Here is a 25,376-nt window from a genome sequence, read left to right on the forward strand (position 1 = left end):
TATGTCTGCCTTTCATTCGATATTACACACTGGCTAGATATTCTTTAATTAAATCGCTCGTTTCTCCTGGTTGGCTTAAATGAGGATAATGCCCCTTTGCTCTCATCTGCTGAAGTCTGCTATTTCTAAGATGGGTATGCAAATAATCCCCTACCTCAATCGGAGCAATACTATCGTCTGAGCACTGGAGAATAAGCGTAGGAACCGAAGCATGCTGAAGATCGACACGGCAATCTGAAAAAAATGTAACCTCTGCGAATTGCCGTGCAATATGAGGATCTCTTGAGCAAAATGCCTTTTCCAATTCTTCGGTTAAGTCCCCTCGCTCGGGATTCTGCATAGCAATGGGTGCCATGTAACTAGCCCAGCCAATAAAGTTCATTTGCATCATATCCAGTAATTCATCAATATCACTCTTATCGAAGCCTCCATAATAAGAAGGCAGGTCATTCACATAGCGTGGAGAAGGACCGAGCATGACAATGCGTTCAAAATATTGAGGGCTGCGGATGGATGCGAGCATTCCGATCATGCTGCTAACGGAGTGTCCGACGAATATGGTATTTCGTAAGTCTAACGCTTCCATAATATCCAGCACATCTTGGGCATACCCTTGCAAGTCACTGTATTTTTTGGAATCATAGTATTTTATTTGAGAATCTCCGGAACCAACGTAATCAAATAAGACGATTTGGTAGCTGTCGATAAAGCTAGGGACGATATAACGCCACATATCCTGGTCGCATCCAAAGCCGTGAGCAAACACAATCGTCTGGCTACCTGTGCCCAGCACTTTTACATTATTACGTAGGAGAATATCAACGGTCATTGTAAATCACCTCTCTGAGGTAGGATCTGTTCTATGGCTTCTCTTCCCTATTATATCGGAAAAGATTTGATTATGGATAATGGATCTCATTCATAAATCCAGCGTTTAATGATCTCTTTTACCTTGCGCACATGTTGCTGTGATAAGGAACAAATAATAACTAATTCGTTTTTCCCATTCGTATCTAACCAATAGTGTACGTCATCCTCTTCATTAACCGTTTCTTGAATGATTCTGATGGATTTATGGCTTAATTTTGATTTAGCCGAAAAAATGGGGTTCATATCCATGAATTTCTGACCATTAGAAAAAGATGTGTTGTAATAAGGAATCACCCAGTTCTCCTTATCCTGATCTTGTACTACATTTAGAAATACACGCACCCAATAATCCTCTAGTTCTGTGTAACTCTGTTCATTCAACCCATTCAAATTCATACATGTATCCACTCCAAGTTATTCATCTATAAACTTAAAAAAAGTCTCGCCCTGTGATCTACATTTCCATGACGGAATGCACAATTCACAGACCGAGACTTTTTTCAATCTTTATTTTGCATCAATATCATTAGTGATTTTCTCTATTAAACCTCTCAAGCCTTGGTTAGTTTCATTTAATTGATCGATAATATTCATAAACTCCGACACAAGCTTGGCCTGCTCTTGGGAAGATACCGTAATCTGCGTAATCTCTTGTTCCATGTTATAAACGGATTGTCTGACAGCTTGCAAGGATTGCTCGATTCGTCCAGTTGCTTCCTTAGTGCCCGTAGACATCTTGCGGATTTCTGCAGCGACAACTCCAAACCCTGCTCCTGCCTCACCCACCCGAGCAGCTTCAATGGCTGCATTTAATCCAAGCAAGTTTGTCTGCTCTGAAATTTCCTTGATGTAGCCTGCCACCTCAGTCACATTACCAGAATCCTCAACCGCCTTTTTCGTATTGCTTAAAATGTCCTCGGCCGTCGCACTAAGCTCCTCCGAATGGGCCGCCACATGCTGAATCCCTTCAACTAGCTTGCTTGTAACATCCTCTGCTTGACTCATCAACTTCTTCAGTTGATCTTGATTATCCGTACTATAGGTGATGCATATTACTGCCTCGATCTCATTCTGTTCATTCTTAATCGGATGAAAGTAAGAATCAGCAGCAAACCCAAAAACTTCGGCATCATAACGCACTCTGGTCTTTTCTCCGCCTACTAGCATTTTGAAGTTCTTGTGTACATCAGGAAGAGGGTCGCCTGCCTTGAAGTCATAGACTAAACTTTTACCCGACTGAAAGAATAGAAATTTTTCTCTATCCATTACGGAAATTAAAACATCTTGTCGTGCAGCTTCTCTGATATACGGCATGGCAGTCAAAACAGCTTCTACTTGATTCATAATATGTATCCACTTCCTTATATTTTGTTATCCATCCTACCCTCTATTTCGACATTTTCATCCCATGTGTTTAGTGAATTATCATACTATTGGCTAGGTTGAGTCCCTAATTTGTATACATTTACCGTAGTTTCCTGAAGGGGAGTCGTTTTTAAATCCAAACAGCGCATACCTATGGAATAGGCACGCGCTGACTGTACAACTTTTTGAAGACACACACGAAGCATTAATCCAGCTGTTCTCCATTGGTTTCGATCACGCTCTTATACCAATAGAAGCTCTTCTTTCTGGATCTGGCAAGTGTCCCTTTACCTTCATTATCCTTATCGACGTATATGAATCCATAGCGTTTTTTCATTTCACCGGTTCCCGCACTTACCAGATCAATACATCCCCAAGGCGTATAACCTATTAAATCTACTCCATCAGCAATGGCTTCTTTCATTTGCTCAATGTGTTGCTTCAAATAATCAATTCGATAATCATCCTGAATGGAGCCATCTTCTTCCACGGTATCCACGGCACCCAGACCATTCTCCACAACCATTAACGGAATTTCATATCGGTTATAAATGTTATTGAGGGACCATCTCAATCCCTGTGGATCGATTTGCCAGTCCCAGTCGCTTGCTTTTAAGTAGGGATTCTTTAATCCCATGGATAAATTGCCACCCACCTTCTCCTGATTGGGGTCTGCACTGACACAAGTAGATGAATAATAACTGAAGGTATAAAAATCTACGCAACCTTCTTTTAAGACGTCCTCATCATTGTCCTGCATCGTAATTTGGATATTATGTTCTTTAAAATATCGTTTAGCATATCCCGGATAAGCACCTCTTACTTGAACATCTGAGCATAGGAAATTACTCAAATTATCCTTTTGTTGAGCCAGCAAAACATCATCAGGGTTACAGGTAAGTGGATATGAACACATATAAGCAATCATACAGCCAATTTTAAAATCCTTATTGATCTCATGTCCTAGCTTTACCGCCTTTGCGCTGGCTACAAATTGATGATGCAAAGCTTGATACAGGTCCTGCTCATCCTTCACTGTAGCATGGGCAAGCTCTCCATTCCCCTCTGGCATCATCGCTCCAGCCATGAACGCCCCAAAAGACAAGGTTAAGATATTGATTTCATTAAAGGTGAGCCAGTATTTTACAACATCTTTGTATCTGTTAAAAAGAACTTCACAATATCTTACATAAAAATCTACCACTCTGCGATCTGACCAGCCGTTATATTTTTGGGTTAAATGAAACGGTGCTTCATAATGTGAGATCGTAACCAACGGCTCAATGTTGTACTTTTTTAATTCTGCGAACACACGATCATAGAACTGCATGCCTTGCTCATTCGGCTCTGTATCATCTCCGTTAGGAAATATTCTGGACCAAGCGATGGACATTCTAAAAACCTTGAAACCCATTTCAGCAAATAATCGGATATCCTCTTTATAATGATGGTAGAAATCAATAGCCTCGTGACTTGGATAGTTCATTCCTTCTTCCAATACAGGCGTAATTCTTCGGGAAATAGTATGCGTCCCGGCTGTTATTACATCAGCAGTGCTTAGTCCCTTACCATCCACGTTATACCCACCTTCAAATTGGTTAGCAGCCGTGGCCCCTCCCCATAAAAATCCTTGTGGAAACTCCTTGGTTATATTATTGTTCATAGTTCATTCCTCCTAAAATATGGGTAGCTTAGACCATGACCGTCAACAAATCCTCTTTATAACCAATCGTCTTCTTCTCCGTTTCAATAACATCCAAGTAACTAGCAGTGTTGGCAACAATTACAGGAGTAGTCAGAACATAACCAGCCTCTTGGATAGCCTCCAGATCAAACTCCATGAGCAATTGTCCCTTTTTGACGGCTTCCCCTTGTTTTACTTTGGGATAAAAATGTTTACCTTTTAATTTGACTGTATCCTTACCTACATGGATGAGAATTTCCACGCCCTGATCACTGGTAATTCCGATCGCATGACCTGACGAAAATAAGGAGGTTAATACACCATCTACAGGTGAAACGACCTTGCCTTCGGAAGGCTCAATGGCAATCCCTTTACCCAGAGCACCTGTGGAAAAGGCTTCATCAGTTACCTCAGATAAAGGTTTTACATCACCCTTTAACGGACTAATTACCGTCTCCTGTCTTATTAATACTTCTCCTCCTTTTGCTGCTCCCGTTGAACTAACTTCTTTTTTCGTTTCTTTCACCTCATCATCTTTAAACCCGCCAAAAAACATAAGCAAGAAGCCTAATACGAAACTTACCAGGATACCAATAACAGCCCCATAAAATCCGCTGTCTATCCCTGACGGATTAATATAGCTCGGAATCGCGAAAATGCCTAAGCCGCCAATGATATAGCCTTTCGTTCCCATCATTCCGATAATACCGCCACCTACTGCAGACGCTATACAGCTTAAAATGAATGGTTTCTTACGTGGTAATGTAATCCCGTAAATCGCGGGTTCTGTTACACCAAAGATCCCGGAGATGACAGCTGGAATGGAAAGGGATCTCAGCTTTACATTTTTGGTTTTGAACAAAATTGCCAGTACGACACCTGTTTGAGCAAAGGAGGCTCCCAGCGTTGCAGCAAGGATCGGATCGAATTTGAGCACCGCCAAGTTGTTCATAGCGATAGGAACAAGACCCCAGTGCAGTCCAAAAATAACAAATACCTGCCAGAAAGCCCCCATGATAATACCTTCAATCATCGGGCTTAAGTTATACACAAAGAGGGTGGCTGCGCCAAGCAGTTGACCTGCCCAAGTCGAGAGTGGTCCAATCACAATCAGCGCTAAGGGTACAATAACTAACAAAGTGAAAAACGGAACCAAGAATGTTCTCACTACGCTAGGGATGACCTTTTTAAAGAAATTTTCTATTTTTGAGCCTACATAGGTGGATACGATGATCGGAAGAACCGTTGATGCATAGCTCATCAGAATGACCGGAATACCTAAGAAGGTGATATATACCGGTGACTCAAATATAGTGCCGCTAAATAAAGTGTATAGCGGTTTACCCGAGGCTGTTATCGTGCTAAAGGTTGGATAAACAAGTGACGCCCCGATCGCCATACCTATAAAAATGTTGGCATTGAATTTTTTAGCTGACGTATACCCCAGGAAAATAGGGAAGAAGTAGAACAAGCAGTCTCCTAATGCATTGAGAATTTGATAGGTACCCGATGTAACAGTCAGCCAGCCTATAGCTACAAACAAGGCCGTAAAACCCTTAATCATACCCGTGGCACTCAAGACACCCAGCGTGGGTGTAAATACACCTGAAATGGTATCAATAAACCTATTGAACAAACTGACTTTTTCACCTGATGTTTCTTCTGAATCACCTGCCTGGAAGCCGCCTATCGCAGCAACATCCGCATAAACCTCGGGCACATGATTACCGATCACAACTTGGTATTGTCCCCCGCTTTTTACCACCGTGACGACACCATCCATACTTTTCAGAACCTCTGTATTGGCCTTATTTTCATCCTTTAGCTTGAAGCGCAAGCGTGTAATACAATGAGTTAGACTATTTACATTTTCTTTGCCGCCGACATTTCTGATGATGTCTTTTGCTAATGTCTCATACTTCATTGTAACTGCCCCTTTATTTGTATTTATAAAAAAAGGCAAAACCAAAATAGATCAAATTCGATCTAGGTTGGTTTCGCCTGCATTACCAGTAACAATCCAAGGAGTTATTCAATTGGTCATTGAGTTACGCGCTGAATATGAATCGTTATATACAGTTTTTCTTCATCTGACAATACCGTGTCCAAGTATTTCTCAATTTTCAGCATACAACTGTAAGCTTTTTTGTACTTTGCTTTCACTTGCCTTAATAGAAAATCATCTTCCAGTGCTAATTTTTCTTTTTGAATTAACCGCTGAAAGAAAAACCTTAAATGTGTAATAAATCGTTCATAGCTAGTCGAGTGTTCATCCAGGGTAATATTGTAAGAGTACTTAATAATATTTAGGATATCCTGTATTTTTTGAGTTTGCTGAGCGACATCCGCTACTTTATGGTAGGAGCTGTTGACTTGAGCATTGATTAAATGAAGAGCTATATTACCTGCTTCATCTTCAGACAATCGTTTACCTGTTTCGTCTTCAATAAACTCCAGCGCTTTTAAGCCAACTCCAAACTCTTTAGGATAAAATTTTTTAATTTCCCAGATGAGCGGATTTGCATTTTTAAACCCTTCATCAAACATTTTAAATGCATTGTTCATGTGATCTGTAAGCGAAACATATACATAGTCGCTCAGCTGTGCTTCCAATATGCTTTTTCCATATTCAATGATGTCATAGCATAACGAAACATATTCTGTAGGGACATCCTCTAACAGTAATTTAAATTTCTCTGAAGCATCTTTTTGTTTAAGTACAAACACCTTTTCAATTAAATGCTCTTCTACTTGTTCTCCTGCATTCTTTTTGAATGCAATTCCACGACCCATAACAACAAATTCATGCCTTTTTGAATCTTTGGCTATTATGGCGTTATTATTAAATATCTTTGTTATGATCATTCTGGCTGCCCCCCTGATCCCGCAATAATCTAAAAAAGGATTTAGATGCTGGGCGATATTTCAGATAGGTCACAAGACGGTAATAGCCGATCAAGCTTTCGCTGTAAACCAAACTATAATGTGTAGATTTATAAACCCATTAAAATGAAAGCGTATTCATAAAGAGGAATAAGCCCTACACTATCACTCACCTTTCTACGTTATTGCAAATCTGTATACAAAAAGAAAAGGCAAAACCCAACACATGGAAGTCCAGTTCCATGTCCCGGGTTTTGCCTTTTCAGTAACAATCCCAAGATCATAATAACATCGAATTTAAGTTTTGCCAACAAAAATGTTTGCGCTTTCTTTTTGGGAATATCCACATCGAATACGGCACATTACCCGTATAAAAATGTCAGCCGCCAATGTAGGACATGTTAATTTTTTTTCTGTTGTTTGCAGTCTGTTCTGTACGTTCATCGGAATACCGATCTATGCGTTGTTCCCATACTGAAGTAATCGCATCAAGTAATTCCTGATCATTCGCCCCGTTACGAAGCATCTGGCGCAAATCAAATCCGTCTGAAGCAAACAAACACGTATAAAACTTACCATCAGAAGATAAACGGGCACGCGTGCAGGATGAGCAAAACGAATCCGAAACCGAAGTAATAAAGCCAACTTGCGCGTCGCTGTCTTTATAACGGTAACGTTTTGCCACTTCTCCAAAGTAATTCTGATCTACCGGCTCCAACTCGTACTCATTCTTAAGGCGCTCCATAATTTCTTCTTTTGTTACTACCTTTTTGAAGCTCCATCCGGTATCGTTACCTACATCCATAAATTCAATAAAACGAAGAGTTATTCCCTGGTCCTTAAAATAAGCAGCCATCGGCAAAATCTCAGAATCATTAACACCTTTTTGAACCACCATATTGACCTTAATCTCAAAACCGATTTCTCTTGCAAAATCGATCTGCTTCAAAATAAACGCAGGCTTAATGCCCCGTCCATTCATCTGCCCAAATAGCTCGGGGTTCAGAGCGTCTACACTGACATTAAGCCGTCGCAGTCCCGCGTCATAGAGGCGTTGCGCCTGTTGCCCTAATAGCAAACCATTTGTGGTCAACCCTATATCCTCAACTCCACTGATAGACAAAATACTAGAGACAAGGTCGGGAAGGTTCGGTCGCATTAACGGCTCACCACCTGTGAGTCGTATTTTTTTGACCCCAAGGCCTACAAAGAGCTCAGTAAGCCGATGAATCTCTTCAAACGATAGGCATTCGCTTTTGGGAAGAAAGGCAAAATCGTCGCCGAAAATTTCTTTTGGCATACAGTAGGAACAGCGAAAATTGCAGCGATCCGTAACAGATATACGTAAATCACGAATCGGACGCCGCAATGGGTCCTTCAGCGGATGTGAACTCATGTGACCACCTTCTTTTTTTCATTAGCTGTATTTGACGTTGCGGACATGGACACATGACGAGCACTTTCACTAGCCTCCGCTGACAGGCGGAATAAAAGCTGCGATATCTCCATCCTGCAGTACATCTGTAAGCAACGCGTACTCCTCGTTTACTGCAATTCGTGTAGAATTGATCGGCATGCCCGGGTATTTATCTGTGATCCAACTGTATAATTCCCCTACAGTTTGGCCTGCCAAATCTGCCATTTCTTCAAATTTTCCTGTTACTTCACGGAGTCCCGCAAAATAGTACAGCTTAATCATGACTGATTTCCTCCGGCTTTTTCTTTTGTTGTCCGATCCATTGTGTTCCGTTTTCCCATATCTCTCGCTTCCAGATCGGAACGATTTCCTTGATTCGTTCGATTGCGTATTCATTCGCCTTATACGCATCCGAGCGGTGTGGTGAAGAAACAGCGATGACAACGGCAATATCACCGATCTGAAGCTCACCAATCCGATGTGCAATTGCTACTCTTGTCCCTTCCCATTTCCGTTCAATTTCGTGGCCAATCTCTGCAAGCTTTTTCTCAGCCATAGGCACATAGGCCTCGTAAGCAAGATATAATGTCCGTACGCCTTGGGTCCACTCTCTTACGTGCCCTGTAAACACGGTCACCGCTCCCGCTTCTGGTCTTAAGACATAATCTGCATAAATCTGCGGAAGAATGGGTTCCGTCACGATTTCAAATACACTCATCTTTTCCACCTTCCAGCCACCTGGCAAGCTACTCTGCTATGAAAACTCTGCTCACTATTTATATTTCCTGGATCTATATCCCTTGTTTAACCGAACAACTGATGGTATAGCTTTTGACCTCTGGCAATACTTCCAATACCGTGAATGAGGAGCCTTCCGTTTTTAAATAAAATCATTCGGTGCTCAAAGGCATAAAATTCAACGAAATAAGGGGTCCTTTTTACACGTTCCGCCATAAGCCTGCCCATTTTCTCTGCATCGTCCAACGTAATCGGACGATGAGGGTCTGGAAGAACCTGCACTACATCCCGTCCGCACAGCGAAGCATACGCCGAGCGACGGGATGCGGTCAGTGCAGGAAACACAGGATGTTCTCCACAGGTCGGACAATTCTGATTGCGGATGCGGGAAATCCCTATGTCCATCTGCGTATTTTCCCATAGATCAAATAAATGAACCTTGCTGCGCATTTTATCACGTTTACCGCTCAGCCACTTCATGGCTTCTGCACTTTGGAGAGCAGCCGTCACTTGAACTGCGGGCGAGATGATTCCAGCCGTATCGCAGGTCTGATTGATTGCCGGCAGCGATGGCAGTAGGCAACGAAAACAAGCTGACTTGCCCGGCACGAACGGAAAAACAACGCCTGTGCTTCCAACACAGGCGCCGTAAATCCATGGAATTTCAGCCTTTCGTGCAGCATCGTTTATAAGCAGCCGGGTTTCAAAATTATCCGTTGCATCCATCAGCAATGTGCTTTTACCAGCAAGCTCTTGAGCAAGCCCGGTATCCAAGCTGTCGAGATAGGTATACAAGCGTACGTCTTCTCGTATCGCCTTTAACCTTTTTTCAGCAGCCGTTACCTTGGGGAGCATTTGTGCAGCATCCTGCTCCGTGAATAACTGCTGGCGTTGCAGATTCGACGTCTCCACATAATCACGGTCAACCAGGTGAATCTCTCCGACGCCCGCTCTTACTAATGTTTCAGCGATGGCGGAGCCTAGTGCCCCGCAGCCGATAATGGTAACAACAGCTTCAGACAGATTACGTTGTCCTTCACTGCCGATGGGTCTAAATAAGATCTGTCTTGAATAACGTTCCTTCATCACAATGTCCCCCTAACGTTGAAGAGCGATCGTTAACTTTGTGCTTTTTCCTGTGGCTCTCGCTAGAAACGTTAAAGGTGTCTTTATAATTTCTCCACTCTTAATGCTTTACTGCTGAAGTTCCTTTTGTTTCTCAAAGCGGTTCTGCTCGGCAGCTACAGGGAAACGTCCTTGATAATATAGCCATATGACGAGAATCAGGCTAGCGAGTGCCACTTGGGAGAGTAACATGAACCCAATGGAATATTGGCCAGTAGCAGCATGAATCGTCGATAACAAGATCGGAGGGAAAAAGCCACCCAGGCCGCCCATCATGGATACAATTCCATTCACTATGCCTGCCTGTTTATTAAAATAAAATGGAACTAGCTTGAAAATGACACCGTTCCCGATTCCCGCACTCACAGCGATAGCCAAGCACCCTACGGTATACAGGGTGATGTCTGGGGAAAAAGCCAAAAGAATCGCAGCGACCGTATACACAGCAAACGTACCTACCAGCAGGAACAAGGGCTGAAAACGATCCGCCAGCCAGCCACCGATCGGGCGGAAGAATGTAGCAATCGCGATAAAGCCTGCTGTACGCATCCCTGCATCCACTTTATCCAGTTCGAAATTCGATACGAGGAAATTCGGTAGATACACTGTGAACGCTACAAATGAGCCAAACGTAATAAAATAAAAGAGCGAGAAAAACCAAAGCTTTTCATTTTTGTAAACCCCTTTGATTTGCTCCATAATGGGCGTCTTGACTTTAGCTTCATGACGGTCCCCAAAGAAGAAATTCAAAACGATAAAAACAAGCAATAGGATAAGATACAGCTTGACTGTAAGTGCCCATCCTACCTGTGTCGCTACAATCGGAGCGGAGAAGGTCGTTACTGCTGTCCCCAGGTTGCCCACACCATACATCCCGTTGACAAAGCCATGTCTTTCTTTCGGATAGTACTTGGGCAGTGAAGTTACTCCAACCGAGAACACCGCTCCCCCAATCCCAAGGAACAAGCCACCGATAATTAAATCCGTCATCGTCGAAGCTTCACTGATATAGTAGACCGGAAACAAAAGCAAAACAAAGCTAACGAGGAAAACGATTCTCGCCCCGAAAATATTGGCATAATAACCAAGCGGAATGCGCAGAATCGATCCAAGCACGACCGGAATCGCCGTAACCATGGCCAGTTTTCCGGGTGGAATCGCAATATCCTCCGTAATGAACGGCATGAGGGAAGAAATGATGACCCACACCATGAATCCAAGAATCAGGTTCAATGTTTGTAGCGGCAACTGCATTTTTCTAATCATTTAACTCACCTTTTCAACTTTATTCTGTCGAATGTTTGATTTGTATTTTTCTGTTCCCATTGTAGCCGCTAGCCGTTCCTTTCGAATATAGGGGACTCCCCTTTCCCGGTCAGGGGAGTCCCTGAAAATAAAAAAGCCGCTTCTCGTAAGAAGCTGCTTGATTCATTGTAGATATATTATTGGATTAAAAATAATCTTCTTCATAAACTAGAAATCCAGCATTTTTTTCTTTAAAGCATATTGGACCAGCTCAGGCCGGCTTTTTAAGTTCAACTTCTCCATGATTTTAGCTTTATTCGCTTCCACGGTTTTGACAGAAATGAACAGCTTTTCGGCAACTTCCTTGTTACCGTATCCCTTTGCAACCAAAGGGAGAATCTCCAGCTCGCGCTTGGACAGAATCTCATACGGATCTTCGGTTTGTGATGTTGTGTCTTTCTTAATGAACTCACGCACGAGAGAAGTGGCCATTTTAGGATGGATATAAGTCCCGCCCCCATGAATGGTTCGTATGGCCAGCAATAACTCCTCATCTGGCGCATTTTTCAAAACGTACCCTGAAGCACCATTCTTCAAAATATGAAATAGATATTCTTCGTCGTCATGCATGGTCAAAATCAGAATTTTAGTATCAGGATGGTCCTCTTTAATCTTGCCTGTGGCGATCAATCCACTTTCGCCTGGAGGCATGCTGAGGTCCATAATTAGAATATCCGGCTGATGTTTGGCTACCATAGTATACGCTTCAATCCCGTCCGCAGCCGTTCCGACAACCTCCATATCCGATTGGAAGTTGAGAATCATGGAAAATCCGCTTCGTACAATGGCATGATCATCCGCTAATACAATTTTGATCAAGTTTCTATTCCTCCTCGTGTCCAATCGGAATTTGTAAAAAGACTTTGGTTCCTTGCCCAACATTCGAAAGGACGCCAAAACTTCCACCTACCAGCTCTGCTCGCTCCTGCATACCATACAAGCCAAGTCCTGTTCCAATAGGCTTGCTCCCCTTATCAAAGCCAATCCCATTATCCTCTACAGTCAAACGAAGCGCGTGTTCGTGCTCCGACAAAGTAACTTTAACGGTATCCACCTGGGCATACTTCAACGCATTGAGCACAGCCTCCTGACAGACGCGATAAATGACTGTTTCTTTTTCGCTTCCATACCGCTTCTGGGGAAGATCAGATACGAACTCAACCACTAGACCAAAACTTTGCTCGACCCGCTTAAAGTGGGAACGGAATGCCGCCTCAAGTCCAAAATCATCAAGGGTAGCAGGACGAAGATCCACAGACAGGTTGCGGATATCATCCAGCAAGCGTGTCATGGATGCTTCTGTTTGTTTCATGTTTTTAATGAGCTGCTCATCATTCGTCATGTATTTTAATACCCGTAGTTCAACAACCGCGCTCATCAATTCCTGGGCGACGCTGTCATGCAGCTCTCTGGAAAGCCGTTTACGCTCGTTTTCCTGTGCTTCAATAACATGTTTCATCATTTTGTTCTGATACAATTTCTCCTGCGTCTGAAATTGCGGGGTCAAATCTCTCAGCATCAGCACCCGGATTCCATTTGTAGAATCAATCGTATGAAAAGAAGCTGCATAGGGAACCATTCCGTTGCTTTTCGTCTCCAGATAAACCTGAAAAGAAGCAAAATTGTTGGATTCAGGCACATTGAAATAACAGTCAAGGCAGGTACGGGGCTCTGTGTCGCTTGTATAGCCTCTGCATGTTCCACATAAGGCCCTGTCCTGTCCTTCATAGAGTTGAATGAGAACGTCATCGTCTACAATCTCCTCAGCCGCCGGGTTCATGGCTAGGGTTTTCCCTTCCCTATCAAAAAAGAAGATAGCTTCTGTACTGTTCTCAAACATCTTCACCATTAGCGTACTCAAAGAGTCTGTCCCTATAGACAATGTCAATTCAGATCACTTCCTTCCCGTTCAACTCTCCAATTCCCCTATGTGCCAAGGTTTCCAAATCACGCATCATAGCTTCGGTCATCAGCTGTTCTTCTCGAAATCCACCCAGCAGTACACCCGCGACGCGAGCATCATTCCACAGGGGCACAGCGCCGAGACTCTTGAGCTTCTCGGATTGAACGATTGGATAGTTAAACAGGTTGTCTGCCCCAACAAATTGATGAACAGATGGAATAAAGATAGATTTCCCGGTTTTAAACACGACTCCTGCTATGCCCTTTCCAGATTGCAGTACAATCCGCTTAAATCGATCATTCAAATTGCCAGCGGCGTTTTTCCATTTAATGACGTATTGATATTCGGCCGGTTCAACCAGAGCAAGTGCCATAAAATCATAACCGAAATGTTCGCGTATTCGCTCAAGCTCCCTTTGATAATCCATCTTATTATTCATCACTCTCTCCTAATAAAACTAGGAAAGAAGGCAGGGCCCGCTTTCCTAGTTTGATTTATGTCTTCTGTAAAGGATATAACTTCTGCGCACATAATTCAACGGAACACTCCACACATGTACAAGCCGGGTAAACGGCCAGAATGCAAAAATCGCAAAACCCATAAGGACATGAAGCTTGAACGAGATCGGTACGTCTCTCATCAGTGTAGGGTCAACACGGAATATGAACAAACCGCGGAACCAGATCGAGATTGTCTCCCGATAATCAAATTCCGGCTGAACCGCATTCGTTACGAGTGTGGCAAACATCCCCATGCACACAAGCGCCAACAGCAATACGTTTACAATCAAATCAGAAGCTGTACTTAAACGGCGCACATTACGAATTGTAAAACGTCGAGAGGTAAGTATCAACATCCCAAGGAACGTCATGGCTCCAAATATTCCACCAATATAGACCGCTCCAATGTGATATAGATGATCGTTTACCCCCAGTGCATGCATCCAGGTTTTGGGTATACCCAGACCAGATACATGACCGAAAATAACTGGAATGATCCCCAAGTGGAATAAGAGGCTTCCGATCATCAATTGTTTCTTTTCAATAAATTCGCTCGATTTTGCCGTCCAATTGAATTGGTCCGTTCTATAGCGGAAGATATGGCCTACGATAAAAATGACCACACACATATAAGGGAAAATGACCCATAAAAACTGCTCCATCATCATAGCGTGGCTGCCTCCTGTTCTACGCAAGCTTTAAGCGTTTCGCGCAGTCCCTTGACCAGATGAAAATACGGGCTTTCCATTTTTTCCAGCGCTTTAAGCAAATGATAAGTGCCGTCTTCCAAAATCGCGATCGGCATGCGGAAATTTTCTGTCGTCTTTGCATCCTGTACCCATTCGGCGGCATACAGGAATTCACACATGAGCGGTAGGTAATCCGGCAGCTCACCATCTGGCATTTCAAGACCATACATTTCATAGAGAACCTTTAACTTTACCAGCATTTGTCCTCTTTCTTTTGCATCTTCAAACTTGAAGTAAGTCATATATAGTGCGCAATTTTTTTGAAAATCGAAGGTTTCTGTATACAGTTCCTGAATCTCTTCCATACTAAACTCTTGCATAAGAGACCAGTACTTATGAGCATGCGTATACGCAGGATGATCCGAATCAAATGATGCTTCCAGAAAAGCCGGATGAAAATCCAGCTTTTCCGGGTACATGAGTTGTTGGGCGAAAAACCCGAATGAAGGCTTGAATTCATACAGTTTCGCTACATTAATCACGCCAAATACCCCCGTAGAAGTTTTCTTCATACATTTGCTTGCCTGATTTCGAAGGCTCTTCCATTCCCGTGGAGCTTGCCAGGCTACAACCGCTACAGCCAGCTCCTCCAACTCCACAACCTTCCATATTCCCTAAGGTATCACCGTAACCAGCAGCTCCTTGGGCGCGATATGGATTAGAATAACCCTCTTTATGCGATGTTGGAATAACGAAACGGTCCTCGTATTTGGCAATGGCCAGAAGCCGGTACATCTGCTCGGCCTGACGTGCTGTCATGCCGGTGCGTTCCAGACGGCTTTCATCGAAAGATTGTCCTGTGGACTGGGCACGCATATAGGAGCGCATCATAGCCATCCGCTGCAGCGATTCTTTCACCGTCTGGGTGTCGCCCGCCGTCAGCATATTGGCAAGATACTGAATAGGCGTGCGCATTTCTTCGATAGCTGGAAAGATCATATCTGGATTCTCGATGGAGTCTTTCCCTTCAAAGTAATTCATGATCGGACTAAGTGGTGGTACATACCAGACCATCGGCAGCGTGCGGTATTCCGGATGAAGCGGGAATGCCAGCTTATACTCAATAGCAAGCTTGTAGACCGGTGAGTTCTGCGCAGCCTCAATCCAATCTTGCGAGATCCCATCTTTTTTTGCCTGCGCAATTACCGCTGGATCACTTGGGTCCAAGAACAAATCACACTGTGCTTTATACAGATCTTTCTCATCCTCTTTAGAAGCAGCCTCCTGCACCTTATCCGCGTCATACAACAGAACGCCAAGGTAACGAATTCGTCCGGTACACGTCTCGGAGCAGACGGTTGGCAACCCGGCTTCTACGCGCGGGAAGCAGAAGGTGCATTTCTCTGCTTTGTTCGTCTGCCAGTTGAAGTACACTTTCTTATATGGACAACCCGTCATGCAATATCTCCAGCCGCGACATGCTTCCTGATCCACAAGCACGATGCCATCCTCGTCCCGTTTGTACATGGCACCTGAAGGGCAGGATGCGACACAGCTTGGATTCAGACAGTGTTCGCAAAGCCGAGGAAGATACAGCATGAACGACTTCTCGAAATTGAATTTAATCTCTTCTTCAATTTTCTGAATATTGGGATCGAGAGGTCCTGTCACATGCGTACCTGCCAAATCATCCTCCCAGTTTGGCCCCCAATTCAGATCCATTTTTTCGCCTGTTACAGCAGATTGTGCACGCGCGACCGGAGAATGCTTCTGCTCTTTGGCGTTGGTCAAATGTTCATAATTGTAAGTCCAGGGTTCATAATAATCCTTCATTTCTGGCATATCGGGATTGTAGAAAATCTTGCCGAGCGCTATCTTGGACAGCTTGTTCCCTGACTTCAGTTCAAGCTTCCCTTTGCGAAGCTGCCAGCCCCCCTTATACTGCTCCTGGTCTTCCCAGCGTTTTGGATAACCAATACCGGGCTTCGTTTCCACGTTGTTGAACCACATATATTCCGCACCTTTGCGGTTTGTCCAAGTTGTTTTGCACGTCACGCTGCACGTATGGCAGCCAATACATTTATCCAGGTTCATGACCATGGCAATTTGAGCTTTAATCTTCAAGCCAGTTAACCTCCTTCATTTTACGTACCGCTACGTACACATCGCGCTGGTTGCCGATTGGACCGTAATAGTTGAACCCGTAGCTAAGCTGAGCGTATCCGCCAACCATCTGGGTCGGTTTGAGATGAATTCTTGTTGGCGCATTATGACTGCCCCCGCGTGTATCCGTGATTTCGGAGCCTGGCACTTGAATGTGCTTATCTTGTGCATGGTACATAAACATCGTTCCTCTTGGCATCCGGTGGCTGACAACTGCCCGGGCGGTGACGACACCGTTACGGTTGTACACTTCTACCCAGTCATTGTCGGCCAGATCGTGGGCTGCTGCGTCTTCGTTATTGATCCATACCGTTGGGCCTCCACGGAACAGCGTAAGCATATGCTGGTTATCCTGATAAGTGGAGTGAATATTCCATTTCCCGTGTGGAGTCAGATAACGAAGCACAAGTGAATCCTGGCCACCCTTGATTTCCCGATCACGTGTACCGAATACCATCGGTGGCAAAGTCGGTTTATAGATAGGCAGCGACTCCCCAAACTGCTGGAAGATTTCATGATCGATATAGAAATGCTGTCTTCCTGTCAAAGTCCGGAACGGAACGAGACGCTCAATATTCGTGGTAAATGGCGAGTAGCGACGTCCCTGTTTGTTAGAGCCACTGAATACCGGTGTCGGTATAACTTCACGCGGCTGCGCTGTAATGCTTTGGAACGTGATCTTCTCGGCGGCGCGGTCGGCTGAGATGTCCATTAGCTTCACACCGTGATCCTTTTCCGCCTCTGCGTAGGCTTTTTGGGAGACACGACCATTCGTTGCAGACGAAAGATGAAGAATCGTATCAGCCACTTGACGGGCTGTCTGGATCTTCGGCAGTCCATCTTTAATGGACTCATCGTAATAAACCCCGTTCAGCTTCTTCAATTCCTCATATTCATCCGCTACCGAGAAGCTAACGCCATGCGCGCCCGTTTTTCCAGTAGCCAAATTTGGACCGAGCGAGACATATTTATCGTAAATTTTGGTGTAATCGCGTTCTACGATGCTGAAATTAGGCATGGTTTTACCCGGCACAGCTTCGGCCTCGCCTTTCGTCCAGTCCTTTATAAGACCCATCGGTTGCGCAATTTCGCCTATGGAGTCATGCCCAAGCGGTGCAGTTACAAGGTCTTTATATATTCCCGGTAGATGCTCTTTGGCCATGTTCGAGAAGGTTTCAGACAACTGACGGTAAATATCCCAGTCCGAACGTGATTCCCAAAGCGGATTTACCGCAGGATTAAATGGATGCACGAACGGATGCATGTCTGTCGAGGACAAATCCGTCTTCTCATACCAGGTTGCCGCCGGAAGTACGACATCCGCGTACAATGGCGTTGTGGTCATCCGGAAATCAAGTGCGACCATCAAATCAAGCTTTCCTTCCACATCTTCCCGCCAGACGATTTCCTCAGGCTTCTGATCTTCGTTCGGCCGGGCAAGCAGCGCGTCGGAGGCTCCGAGCAAATGCTTCATGAAATATTCCTGTCCCTTGGCCGAGCTGGAAATGAGGTTGGACCGCCAAATAAAGAGCGAACGCGGAAAGTTCTCCGCTGCCCCTGGATCTTCAATAGCAAAACGAGTCTTACGCGATTTAATCTCTTCCACAGTGTGGTTAATGATTTCCTCGTTTGACTTCTTGCCTAATTGCGCCGCCTCTTCGGCGAATAGCAGGCTGTTTTTATTAAACTGCGGGTAAGAAGGCATCCAGCCCAACCGTGCAGCAAGTACATTGTAGTCCGCCGGATGTTGGTAACTGACCTCTCCCCCAGTCGGCGATTTCAATGTGTCGGTGCCGCTTTCTTCATACCGCCACTGTTCAGTTGCAAAATAGAAAAACGAAGTAGCATTTTGCAACCGAGCCGGTCCCTGCCAGTCTTTGGCAAAGGCAATCGTTGACCAGCCTTCAATAGGACGGCACTTCTCTTGACCTACATAATGCGCCCAGCCTCCACCGTTAACACCTTGGGAAGCCGTCAGCACGACCAGGTTCAAGATGGAGCGATAAATGGTGTCACTGTTAAACCAGTGATTGATCCCCGCCCCCATAATGATCATGGAACGTCCTTGAGTGTCGATGGCGTTCTGAGCAAATTCGCGAGCAACTTGCACTACGACCGATGCCTTGACTCCCGTGATCTTCTCCTGCCAGGCAGGAGTGTAATGAGAAGCTGCATCGTAATAATCCTTTGCATTATGAGGGCTATCATTGCGAGCGACACCATACTGACTCATCATCAAATCATATACGGTGGCTACGAGGCGCTCTGAACCATCAGCCAGACGTACTTTTTTCGCCGGAATGACACGTTTGAATGTTCCGTTACCTGTGTTATCAAAATAAGGGAATACGATTTCTTCCCATTGCTCGTCATGACCTTCCACCGTGAGCGCAGGCTCAACCTTGGTTCCATCTTCCCGCTCCAAGATCAGATTCCATTTCTTATCCTGCTCCCAGCGCTGTCCCATTGTTCCGTTCGGGACCATCATTTCCCCTGCTACTTCATCGAAAATGACCGGTTTCCAATCTGCATGCTGTGAAGCATCTCCCAGATCACTCGCCCGCAGAAAACGTCCACCTTTCCAGGCCCCTTCGTGGGGATCAAGCAGAATCATGAATGGCATATCTGTATATTGCTTGGCATAGTTAATGAACATGGGTTCCTGACGTTCCTGGTAGAACTCATCCAGAATGACATGGGTCATCGCCTGTGCCACAGCGGCGTCTGTACCCGGATTAGGTGCAAGCCAGTTGTCAGCGAACTTCACATTTTCCGCCAAATCCGGAGCCACGGATACGACCTTGGTTCCTTTATAGCGTACTTCCGTCATAAAGTGGGCATCCGGCGTCCGGGTAAGCGGCACGTTCGAGCCCCACATGATCAGATAACCTGCGTTGTACCAATCTGAGGATTCAGGTACGTCCGTTTGCTCACCCCAAATTTGAGGAGAAGCAGGAGGAAGATCGGCATACCAATCGTAAAAGCTCAACATCTCCCCACCAAGCAGAGAAATGAACCGAGCTCCCGAGGCGTAGCTAATCATTGACATCGCCGGAATGGGGGTGAAGCCTGCAATCCGGTCAGGACCGTACTTACGGATTGTGTAAATTAATTGAGCCGAAATCAGGTGCAGAACATCATCCCAAGCCACACGAACATGGCCGCCTTTGCCGCGAGCCGATTTGTAGAGCTTGGCTTTCTCCGGATCTTCCACAATGCTGGCCCATGCGTCTACCGGATTGCTATGCTCCTTGAGGGCAGCTTGCCAGAGTCGCAATAACTTACCGCGCACATATGGATATTTCACACGTAACGGGCTGTATTCATACCAAGAAAATGAAGCCCCACGCGGGCATCCACGCGGCTCAAATTCCGGCATGTCTGGACCGCAGGAGGGGTAATCGATTTGCTGATTTTCCCAGGTGATGATGCCATTCTTAACAAAAACCTTCCAGCTACAGGAGCCAGTACAGTTAACACCATGCGTCGTACGAATCACTTTGTCATGAGACCAACGCTGGCGATACACGTTTTCCCATTCTCTATTTTTTTCTTCAAGGATTGACCAATTTCCAGAATAGCTCTCGATTGGCTTGAAGAAGTTGAGACTGTATTTTTTTTTCATCGGTGATCAACGCTCCTTTTCAGAATGAATCAGCCCATCGCAAACTCACAGGGAAGATTCATTCGCTTACTCTCATTATGTAATTCATTCATCTCCGTTCCCATTAGGGAATGTCCTATAGCGCTATAGAAAATCCCTCGTTCTATGGAAAGATACAAAAAAAGCCCCCTCTATCAGAGGGAAGCTTGTATGAATAAATTAATTTTTCTTTTGGCCTGTTAACAGGAGCATCATAAAGGAAATCAGTATAATAGAGCATGTCCATACCCAGGCCATAGGAAGATGACCAGAATCTACTGCAATATAGATGGCTGTAGGGATCGTTTGTGTTTTACCCGGAATATTTCCGGCAATCATCAGCGTAGCCCCGAATTCGCCCAGCCCACGGGCAAACCCGAGTATAAAGGCCGCTTTAAAAGAAGAGAAAATCAACGGAAAGGTGATATATCGAAAGACCTGCCATTCATTTGCCCCCATTGAGCGTCCCGCGTTTTCCAAGTCCTGATCCACTGAAGCGAATCCCATTCTCAGTGTTCGATAGACTAGAGGAAAAGCCACAACCACCGCGGCCACAACCCCAGCCCACCATGAAAATACAATAGGCTCGCCAAACCATTGCTCCACCAAACGTCCAAACCAACTTTTTCGTCCGAGTAAGATTAACAGTAAAAATCCAACTACCGTTGGTGGGAGTACCAAAGGCAGCATAAGCACGGTTTCAACGAGTGTTTTCCCTTTGAATAATCCTAACCGCGACATGGACCATGCCGCAAACAAGCCTAATAGGATCACCAAAACGCTGGATAACAGTGCAACCTGTAACGATAATCGGATCGGAGGCCAATATTCGTTCCAATCTATAGCCTGCATGCTCACTTCGGTATGGTAAATCCATACTTAGCCATAATATTCAGAGCTTCTTGCGATTGAAGGTATTCATAGAAGCTTTCGGCTTCTTGGATGTGCTTGGAAGCTTTGATAATCCCGATAGGGTACTCAACCGTTGAATAAGTTTTAGAGTCCACCTCAAAGGCAATTTTCGCCTTTTGCGAAGTCAACGCATCTGTCTTATACACAAATCCGACATCTGCGTTACCCGTTTCCACATATTGCAGCACTTGTCTAACATCTTTTGCCTGAACGAGCTTGTCCTGTAGCACATCCCAAAGCTTTACGTTCGTCAGTGCTTCCTGTGCATATTTGCCTGCAGGAACACTCTCAGGAATACCGATTGCTACCTTTTTCACTTCGCTTTGCGTTAAATCCTTTACACTCGTGATGCTCATCGTCCCGTCTGCAGGGATCACCGCCACCAACTCGTTCGTCAGCCATGTTTTTTGTTGATTGCTCTCGATTAGCTGCTGATCTACGAGAGACTTCATGTTTTTCTTCGAAGCAGACAAAAACAAGTCCGATGGAGCTCCTTGCTCAATCTGCTTTTCCAATGCACCAGAACCACCAAAGTTGAAATTCAATTTAATACCTTTATGGGATGATTCGTACAACGGTTGAATTTCTTTGAGTGCATCTGTTAAGCTCGCGGCTGCGGAAATGGTCAGATCAACAGTTTCAGCCTTGTTCGATGAATCCTGGCCGGAGACCTCATTCTGGGCCGTGCTGCTACCACTTGAAGCTGATTGTTGCCCCGCACCGCACCCCGCAAGTAATAACACAATGGCAAAAATAAAAAAGAGTGCCTGACTATGTTTAACAAATTTCTTCATTTTATTGGCTCCTTACGTTCAGCCTGTCATTAAGTGAGAGGTTACATTATGAATGGAGTTGTGCCTGTCTGGTACGTTCAACTAAGGTACAATTCTCAAGAAGAATATGATTATAAATGTCCGCTTCCAGATCCTCCAAACGCTTCAATACAAGTCGATGCGTACCACAAGCTTCCTGCAGCGGCTCAAAGCCATTGGTAATCAAGCGCAGCTCCTGCAGTATATCCACAACCGCTTGATGCTCCTCTTGCAACTCGGATAAATGAAAGTGAAGTGCGTCCACACGCTCAAACGTCGAGTCCTGAAAAAACGCTTGAATCAACGGAAACAGGAGGCTTTCCTTGAATTGAATATGTATCGTTAACTTCTGTTTAAGCAAGGTATAAAGTTCATTCACTCGCTTTAGGTGCGAATAACGTTCGCCGTGAACCCGCGTTAGTTTGGTAATATACGGTGTGAGCGCCGCTAGTTCTTCACATAACTTTGTGTGATACTCTTTCTGAATATAGGCGATCAGTTCTTTGGGTTCGAGTGAGGAAGGTTGCATTTGCTTGTGCTGTGCCTGATTTTCCTCCACTTCATGCACCCGCGCCAGCAGTTCACCAGCGTGAAGCCCCCGGCTGGCAGCTGCTTCACGGAGTGATATTTTCCCGCCACAGCAGAAGTCAATCCGTAGTTTACGGAACAAGTCACTTGTTTTGGGTACTTCTTTCACAATGTCCGCTACCCATGTTTCTTCCGTTAACTGGCTCATTTTTCATTCCCCCATCTTACTTCAGTTTTATACTCAACTCTCATTCTATGTCTCTCTCAAGGCTGAACCAATTAGGGTGATCCCTTTTTCACTCGTGGAAAGAGCCTGATTATAAAAAACCTGAGACCAGCTGTTCAGCTGCTTCTTTGCCTTGAGCGATACAATCTGGAATGCCAACGCCTCCATAACCAGCGCCACAAAGAAATACATTCGGAAAATACTGTGACAAATCATGTCTCACCTTCGCCATCTGTTCTTGGTGCCCAATCGGATATTGTGGCATGGATTGATTACACCGACTGACCTCGGTCATTTCAGGTTGAGCATCGATCCCCATTAGATCTTTCAGGTCTTTGCGGGCTGCTTCCACTAGTTCCTCGTCTGTCATCTGAACCCATTCCTGTGCACCTGCATGGCCAATGTAAGTCCGCAAGAGTGTATACCCTTCGGGTGCGGTATGGCTCCACTTTGTAGATGACCAAGTACAGGCCGTAATCATTTTTCCTTCTTTGCGGGGAACGAGAAATCCAGTTCCCTCATAGGCCAAGCGAAGGTCTGAATTTTTATAAGCCAAGGAAATATTCGCTACCGAAACGTAATTGATCTGATGGAGCCAGCTCACACTTTCGATATCGGAAAATAATGTAGCCGCCTCAAAGGCTGGAACAGCGCAAATCACTGCATCTGCCTCTAACATTTGGCCATTATCCAGGATTACCTGATAAGCGTCCTCTTTTCTTACTTCAGAGGCACGCTGTCCCATCACAAATTGAACGGTGTCAAGCTTTTCCTTTAACCGCTCCACGATGGTGGATAATCCTTGCCGATAGGAAAGAAACATGCTTTTCTTAGCGATTTCCGGGTATTTGTTAGATATACCCGACTTTCTCCCCGCTCCTTTAGCCATACCTATAATTAGACTTCTATGCTTTTGTTCCATCTGCTTAAATTGAGGGAAGGTTGACTTGAGGCTAAGAGAATACGTATCGCCAGCATAAATACCAGATAGCAAGGGTTCTGTAATCTGGTTCAACACTTCTTCGCCAAGACGCCGCTTAATAAAATCTCCCAGAGATTCATCCATATCGCCTTTCTTGGCTGGAAGGATCAAATCCAGGGCTGCGCGCGCTTTTCCCAGCGGAGAAATTAACCCTGTACGAATGAAGGGAGTTAGCTTTGTTGGAATACCTAAAATAAAGCCCATCGGCATCGAATGCAGCTTGCCTTTATGCAAAATGGAGGCTGACTTGGCCTTCGGGTTTGTTGACACCAAATCGGCTTCCAGCCCCAATTCCATAGTCAGATCCAATATAGCCGTCTTTCTGGCCAGAAAAGCATCCGGTCCTTTTTCGATCATAAAATGGTTTTGGCGTACCGTTTGCAGTTTTCCTCCCAGACGGTCGCTTTTCTCCACTAACGTAATCTCCACTTCAAGCTGTCTGTCCTCCGCCAGCTTTTTCACATAAAAAGCGGCACTTAAACCGCTTATTCCTCCACCAAGGATCACAACTTTTTTAGCATTTTTATTCATGAGAACACACTTCCCTTCCCACTCCGGGCATATATGCACAATAAGGGTCACTCTCCAAGTAATCTCCGGTGATGGCAAAAGCCCTTGCTCTGGAGCCTCCACAGATTGTATTAAATTCGCAGACTCCACATTTGCCTTTAAGCAGAGATTTATCTCGAAGATTATTCATAATCGGAGAGTGCCGATAAATATGGGCCAAACTGTCATTCCGTACATTCCCGCATGACAGCGGTAGGAAGCCACTTGGGTACACCTCGCCGATATGACTGATAAAAACAAATCCATCTCCATCATTTACGCCTTGGGGAGCGCGACCCAGAACATCTACCCTTTTTTGTTCCGACGTTGCGTTATGCTGTCCTGCTTTATGCTTTTCCTGTAGGACAACCCTTCGATAGTGAGGTGCTTCGGTAGCCTTTACACCGTAGGGCATCTGTTGCTGTATCTGATACAACCACTTCATTACAGCCTCATGCTCATCAGGAGTAATCATATCTTTTTCCATACCACGCCCGGTTGGAACGAGAAAAAACAAGCTCCATAACACCGCCTGCATTTCCTTTACCTTCTCTGCAATTCGTTCCAGATCGTGAAGATTGTATCGGGACACGGTTGTGTTCACTTGGATAGGAATGTTCAATTCCTTCAAATAGCCAATTCCCCGCATGGTCGTATTATAAGAACCCACAGTCCCTCGAAAATGATCGTGAATGTCCGCGCATGAACCGTCCAGGCTAAAAGCCCATCGTGATAAGCCAACCTGCTTTGCTTTTTCGACTGCTGCTCGTGTCACTTTCGGGGTAGCACTGGGTGTCATGGAAACCGATAACTTTTTCTCCTCAATTGCATATTGAGCCAGCTCAAACAAATCAGGACGCGATAACGGATCTCCACCTGTGAAAACCACTAATGGATGATTCATTTCGGCGATTTGATCAAGCAGCTTTTTGCCCTCTTCAAATGTCAGCTGACGAGGGTCAGGCTTATATTGGGCTTCCGCTCTACAGTGAAGGCATTTTAATGCGCAAGCTCTTGTTACCTCCCAAATGACGATAAACGGGTCTACGCGATAATCTCGTGGCGTTTGCAAAGATATCATT

At 44.9% G+C, this 25,376-nt stretch carries 23 protein-coding genes; all 23 read right to left on the minus strand.

Going from position 1 to position 25,376, the window contains the following annotated elements; genetic code table 11:
* Positions 1-22 precede the first annotated feature (22 nt).
* Positions 23-829: an alpha/beta fold hydrolase gene (locus G9G57_RS04700; RefSeq protein ID WP_102163603.1), complete on the minus strand. Its 807-nt coding sequence runs from the start codon at positions 827-829 to the stop codon at positions 23-25.
* Between the two features lie 86 nt (positions 830-915).
* Positions 916-1,266 carry a hypothetical protein gene (locus G9G57_RS04705; protein ID WP_113050012.1) on the minus strand — a complete coding sequence of 117 codons (351 nt, stop codon included), beginning with the start codon at positions 1,264-1,266 and terminating at the stop codon, positions 916-918.
* A 111-nt stretch (positions 1,267-1,377) separates the two neighbouring features.
* Entirely contained in the window at positions 1,378-2,214 is an 837-nt protein-coding gene (locus tag G9G57_RS04710; protein ID WP_113050011.1) for a methyl-accepting chemotaxis protein, read from the minus strand.
* 226 nt (positions 2,215-2,440) lie between these two features.
* Positions 2,441-3,898, minus strand: a complete 1,458-nt coding sequence (locus G9G57_RS04715; RefSeq protein WP_113050010.1) for a glycoside hydrolase family 1 protein — start codon at positions 3,896-3,898, stop codon at positions 2,441-2,443.
* Positions 3,899-3,926: 28 nt separating this feature from the next.
* Positions 3,927-5,843 carry a beta-glucoside-specific PTS transporter subunit IIABC gene (locus G9G57_RS04720; RefSeq protein ID WP_102998938.1) on the minus strand — a complete coding sequence of 639 codons (1,917 nt, stop codon included), beginning with the start codon at positions 5,841-5,843 and terminating at the stop codon, positions 3,927-3,929.
* Positions 5,844-5,959: 116 nt separating this feature from the next.
* Positions 5,960-6,784: a BglG family transcription antiterminator LicT gene (gene licT / locus G9G57_RS04725; RefSeq protein ID WP_025365497.1), complete on the minus strand. Its 825-nt coding sequence runs from the start codon at positions 6,782-6,784 to the stop codon at positions 5,960-5,962.
* A gap of 397 nt (positions 6,785-7,181) precedes the next feature.
* Complete coding sequence (gene moaA / locus G9G57_RS04730; RefSeq protein ID WP_016821781.1) at positions 7,182-8,198, minus strand: GTP 3',8-cyclase MoaA; 1,017 nt, start codon at positions 8,196-8,198, stop codon at positions 7,182-7,184.
* A gap of 69 nt (positions 8,199-8,267) precedes the next feature.
* Entirely contained in the window at positions 8,268-8,501 is a 234-nt protein-coding gene (locus G9G57_RS04735) for a MoaD/ThiS family protein (RefSeq protein ID WP_025365498.1), read from the minus strand.
* The gene (locus tag G9G57_RS04740; protein WP_025365499.1) at positions 8,494-8,937 is read right to left on the minus strand and encodes a molybdenum cofactor biosynthesis protein MoaE; all 444 of its coding nucleotides are present in this window, start codon (positions 8,935-8,937) and stop codon (positions 8,494-8,496) included. Before G9G57_RS04740 ends, G9G57_RS04735 begins: the two co-directional genes overlap by 8 nt.
* Positions 8,938-9,023: 86 nt before the next feature.
* The gene (locus tag G9G57_RS04745) at positions 9,024-10,043 is read right to left on the minus strand and encodes a ThiF family adenylyltransferase (RefSeq protein WP_017426865.1); all 1,020 of its coding nucleotides are present in this window, start codon (positions 10,041-10,043) and stop codon (positions 9,024-9,026) included.
* A gap of 108 nt (positions 10,044-10,151) precedes the next feature.
* Entirely contained in the window at positions 10,152-11,348 is a 1,197-nt protein-coding gene (locus tag G9G57_RS04750) for a nitrate/nitrite transporter (protein WP_025365500.1), read from the minus strand.
* Positions 11,349-11,555: 207 nt separating this feature from the next.
* Positions 11,556-12,203 carry a response regulator transcription factor gene (locus G9G57_RS04755; RefSeq protein WP_038978085.1) on the minus strand — a complete coding sequence of 216 codons (648 nt, stop codon included), beginning with the start codon at positions 12,201-12,203 and terminating at the stop codon, positions 11,556-11,558.
* Between the two features lie 7 nt (positions 12,204-12,210).
* Positions 12,211-13,275, minus strand: coding sequence for a PAS domain-containing sensor histidine kinase (locus G9G57_RS04760; RefSeq protein ID WP_044787701.1), 1,065 nt, complete (start codon positions 13,273-13,275; stop codon positions 12,211-12,213).
* A gap of 1 nt (position 13,276) precedes the next feature.
* Positions 13,277-13,729 carry a GAF domain-containing protein gene (locus G9G57_RS04765; protein WP_016821790.1) on the minus strand — a complete coding sequence of 151 codons (453 nt, stop codon included), beginning with the start codon at positions 13,727-13,729 and terminating at the stop codon, positions 13,277-13,279.
* Between the two features lie 45 nt (positions 13,730-13,774).
* Positions 13,775-14,458 carry a respiratory nitrate reductase subunit gamma gene (gene narI / locus G9G57_RS04770; RefSeq protein WP_013372381.1) on the minus strand — a complete coding sequence of 228 codons (684 nt, stop codon included), beginning with the start codon at positions 14,456-14,458 and terminating at the stop codon, positions 13,775-13,777.
* Positions 14,455-15,021 (minus strand): nitrate reductase molybdenum cofactor assembly chaperone, encoded by a 567-nt coding sequence (gene narJ / locus G9G57_RS04775; protein ID WP_039276164.1) that lies wholly within the window; start codon positions 15,019-15,021, stop codon positions 14,455-14,457. Before narJ ends, narI begins: the two co-directional genes overlap by 4 nt.
* Complete coding sequence (gene narH / locus G9G57_RS04780; RefSeq protein ID WP_016821792.1) at positions 15,014-16,603, minus strand: nitrate reductase subunit beta; 1,590 nt, start codon at positions 16,601-16,603, stop codon at positions 15,014-15,016. Before narH ends, narJ begins: the two co-directional genes overlap by 8 nt.
* Positions 16,593-20,267 (minus strand): nitrate reductase subunit alpha, encoded by a 3,675-nt coding sequence (locus tag G9G57_RS04785; protein WP_164964559.1) that lies wholly within the window; start codon positions 20,265-20,267, stop codon positions 16,593-16,595. Before G9G57_RS04785 ends, narH begins: the two co-directional genes overlap by 11 nt.
* A 198-nt stretch (positions 20,268-20,465) precedes the next feature.
* Positions 20,466-21,143, minus strand: coding sequence for a molybdate ABC transporter permease subunit (gene modB / locus G9G57_RS04790; protein WP_102163588.1), 678 nt, complete (start codon positions 21,141-21,143; stop codon positions 20,466-20,468).
* Positions 21,140-21,991: a molybdate ABC transporter substrate-binding protein gene (modA, locus tag G9G57_RS04795; RefSeq protein WP_164964560.1), complete on the minus strand. Its 852-nt coding sequence runs from the start codon at positions 21,989-21,991 to the stop codon at positions 21,140-21,142. The genes modB and modA overlap by 4 nt, the downstream gene beginning before the upstream one ends.
* A gap of 46 nt (positions 21,992-22,037) precedes the next feature.
* Positions 22,038-22,745 carry a DUF542 domain-containing protein gene (locus tag G9G57_RS04800; protein WP_164964561.1) on the minus strand — a complete coding sequence of 236 codons (708 nt, stop codon included), beginning with the start codon at positions 22,743-22,745 and terminating at the stop codon, positions 22,038-22,040.
* Positions 22,746-22,854: 109 nt separating this feature from the next.
* Positions 22,855-24,276, minus strand: a complete 1,422-nt coding sequence (gene hemY, locus G9G57_RS04805) for a protoporphyrinogen oxidase (protein ID WP_164964562.1) — start codon at positions 24,274-24,276, stop codon at positions 22,855-22,857.
* Complete coding sequence (locus G9G57_RS04810) at positions 24,269-25,375, minus strand: TIGR04053 family radical SAM/SPASM domain-containing protein (RefSeq protein WP_164964563.1); 1,107 nt, start codon at positions 25,373-25,375, stop codon at positions 24,269-24,271. The genes hemY and G9G57_RS04810 overlap by 8 nt, the downstream gene beginning before the upstream one ends.
* Position 25,376: the final 1 nt, after the last annotated feature.

Source organism: Paenibacillus sp. EKM211P, assembly GCF_011066175.1.
Classification (GTDB): Bacteria; Bacillota; Bacilli; order Paenibacillales; family Paenibacillaceae; genus Paenibacillus; species Paenibacillus polymyxa.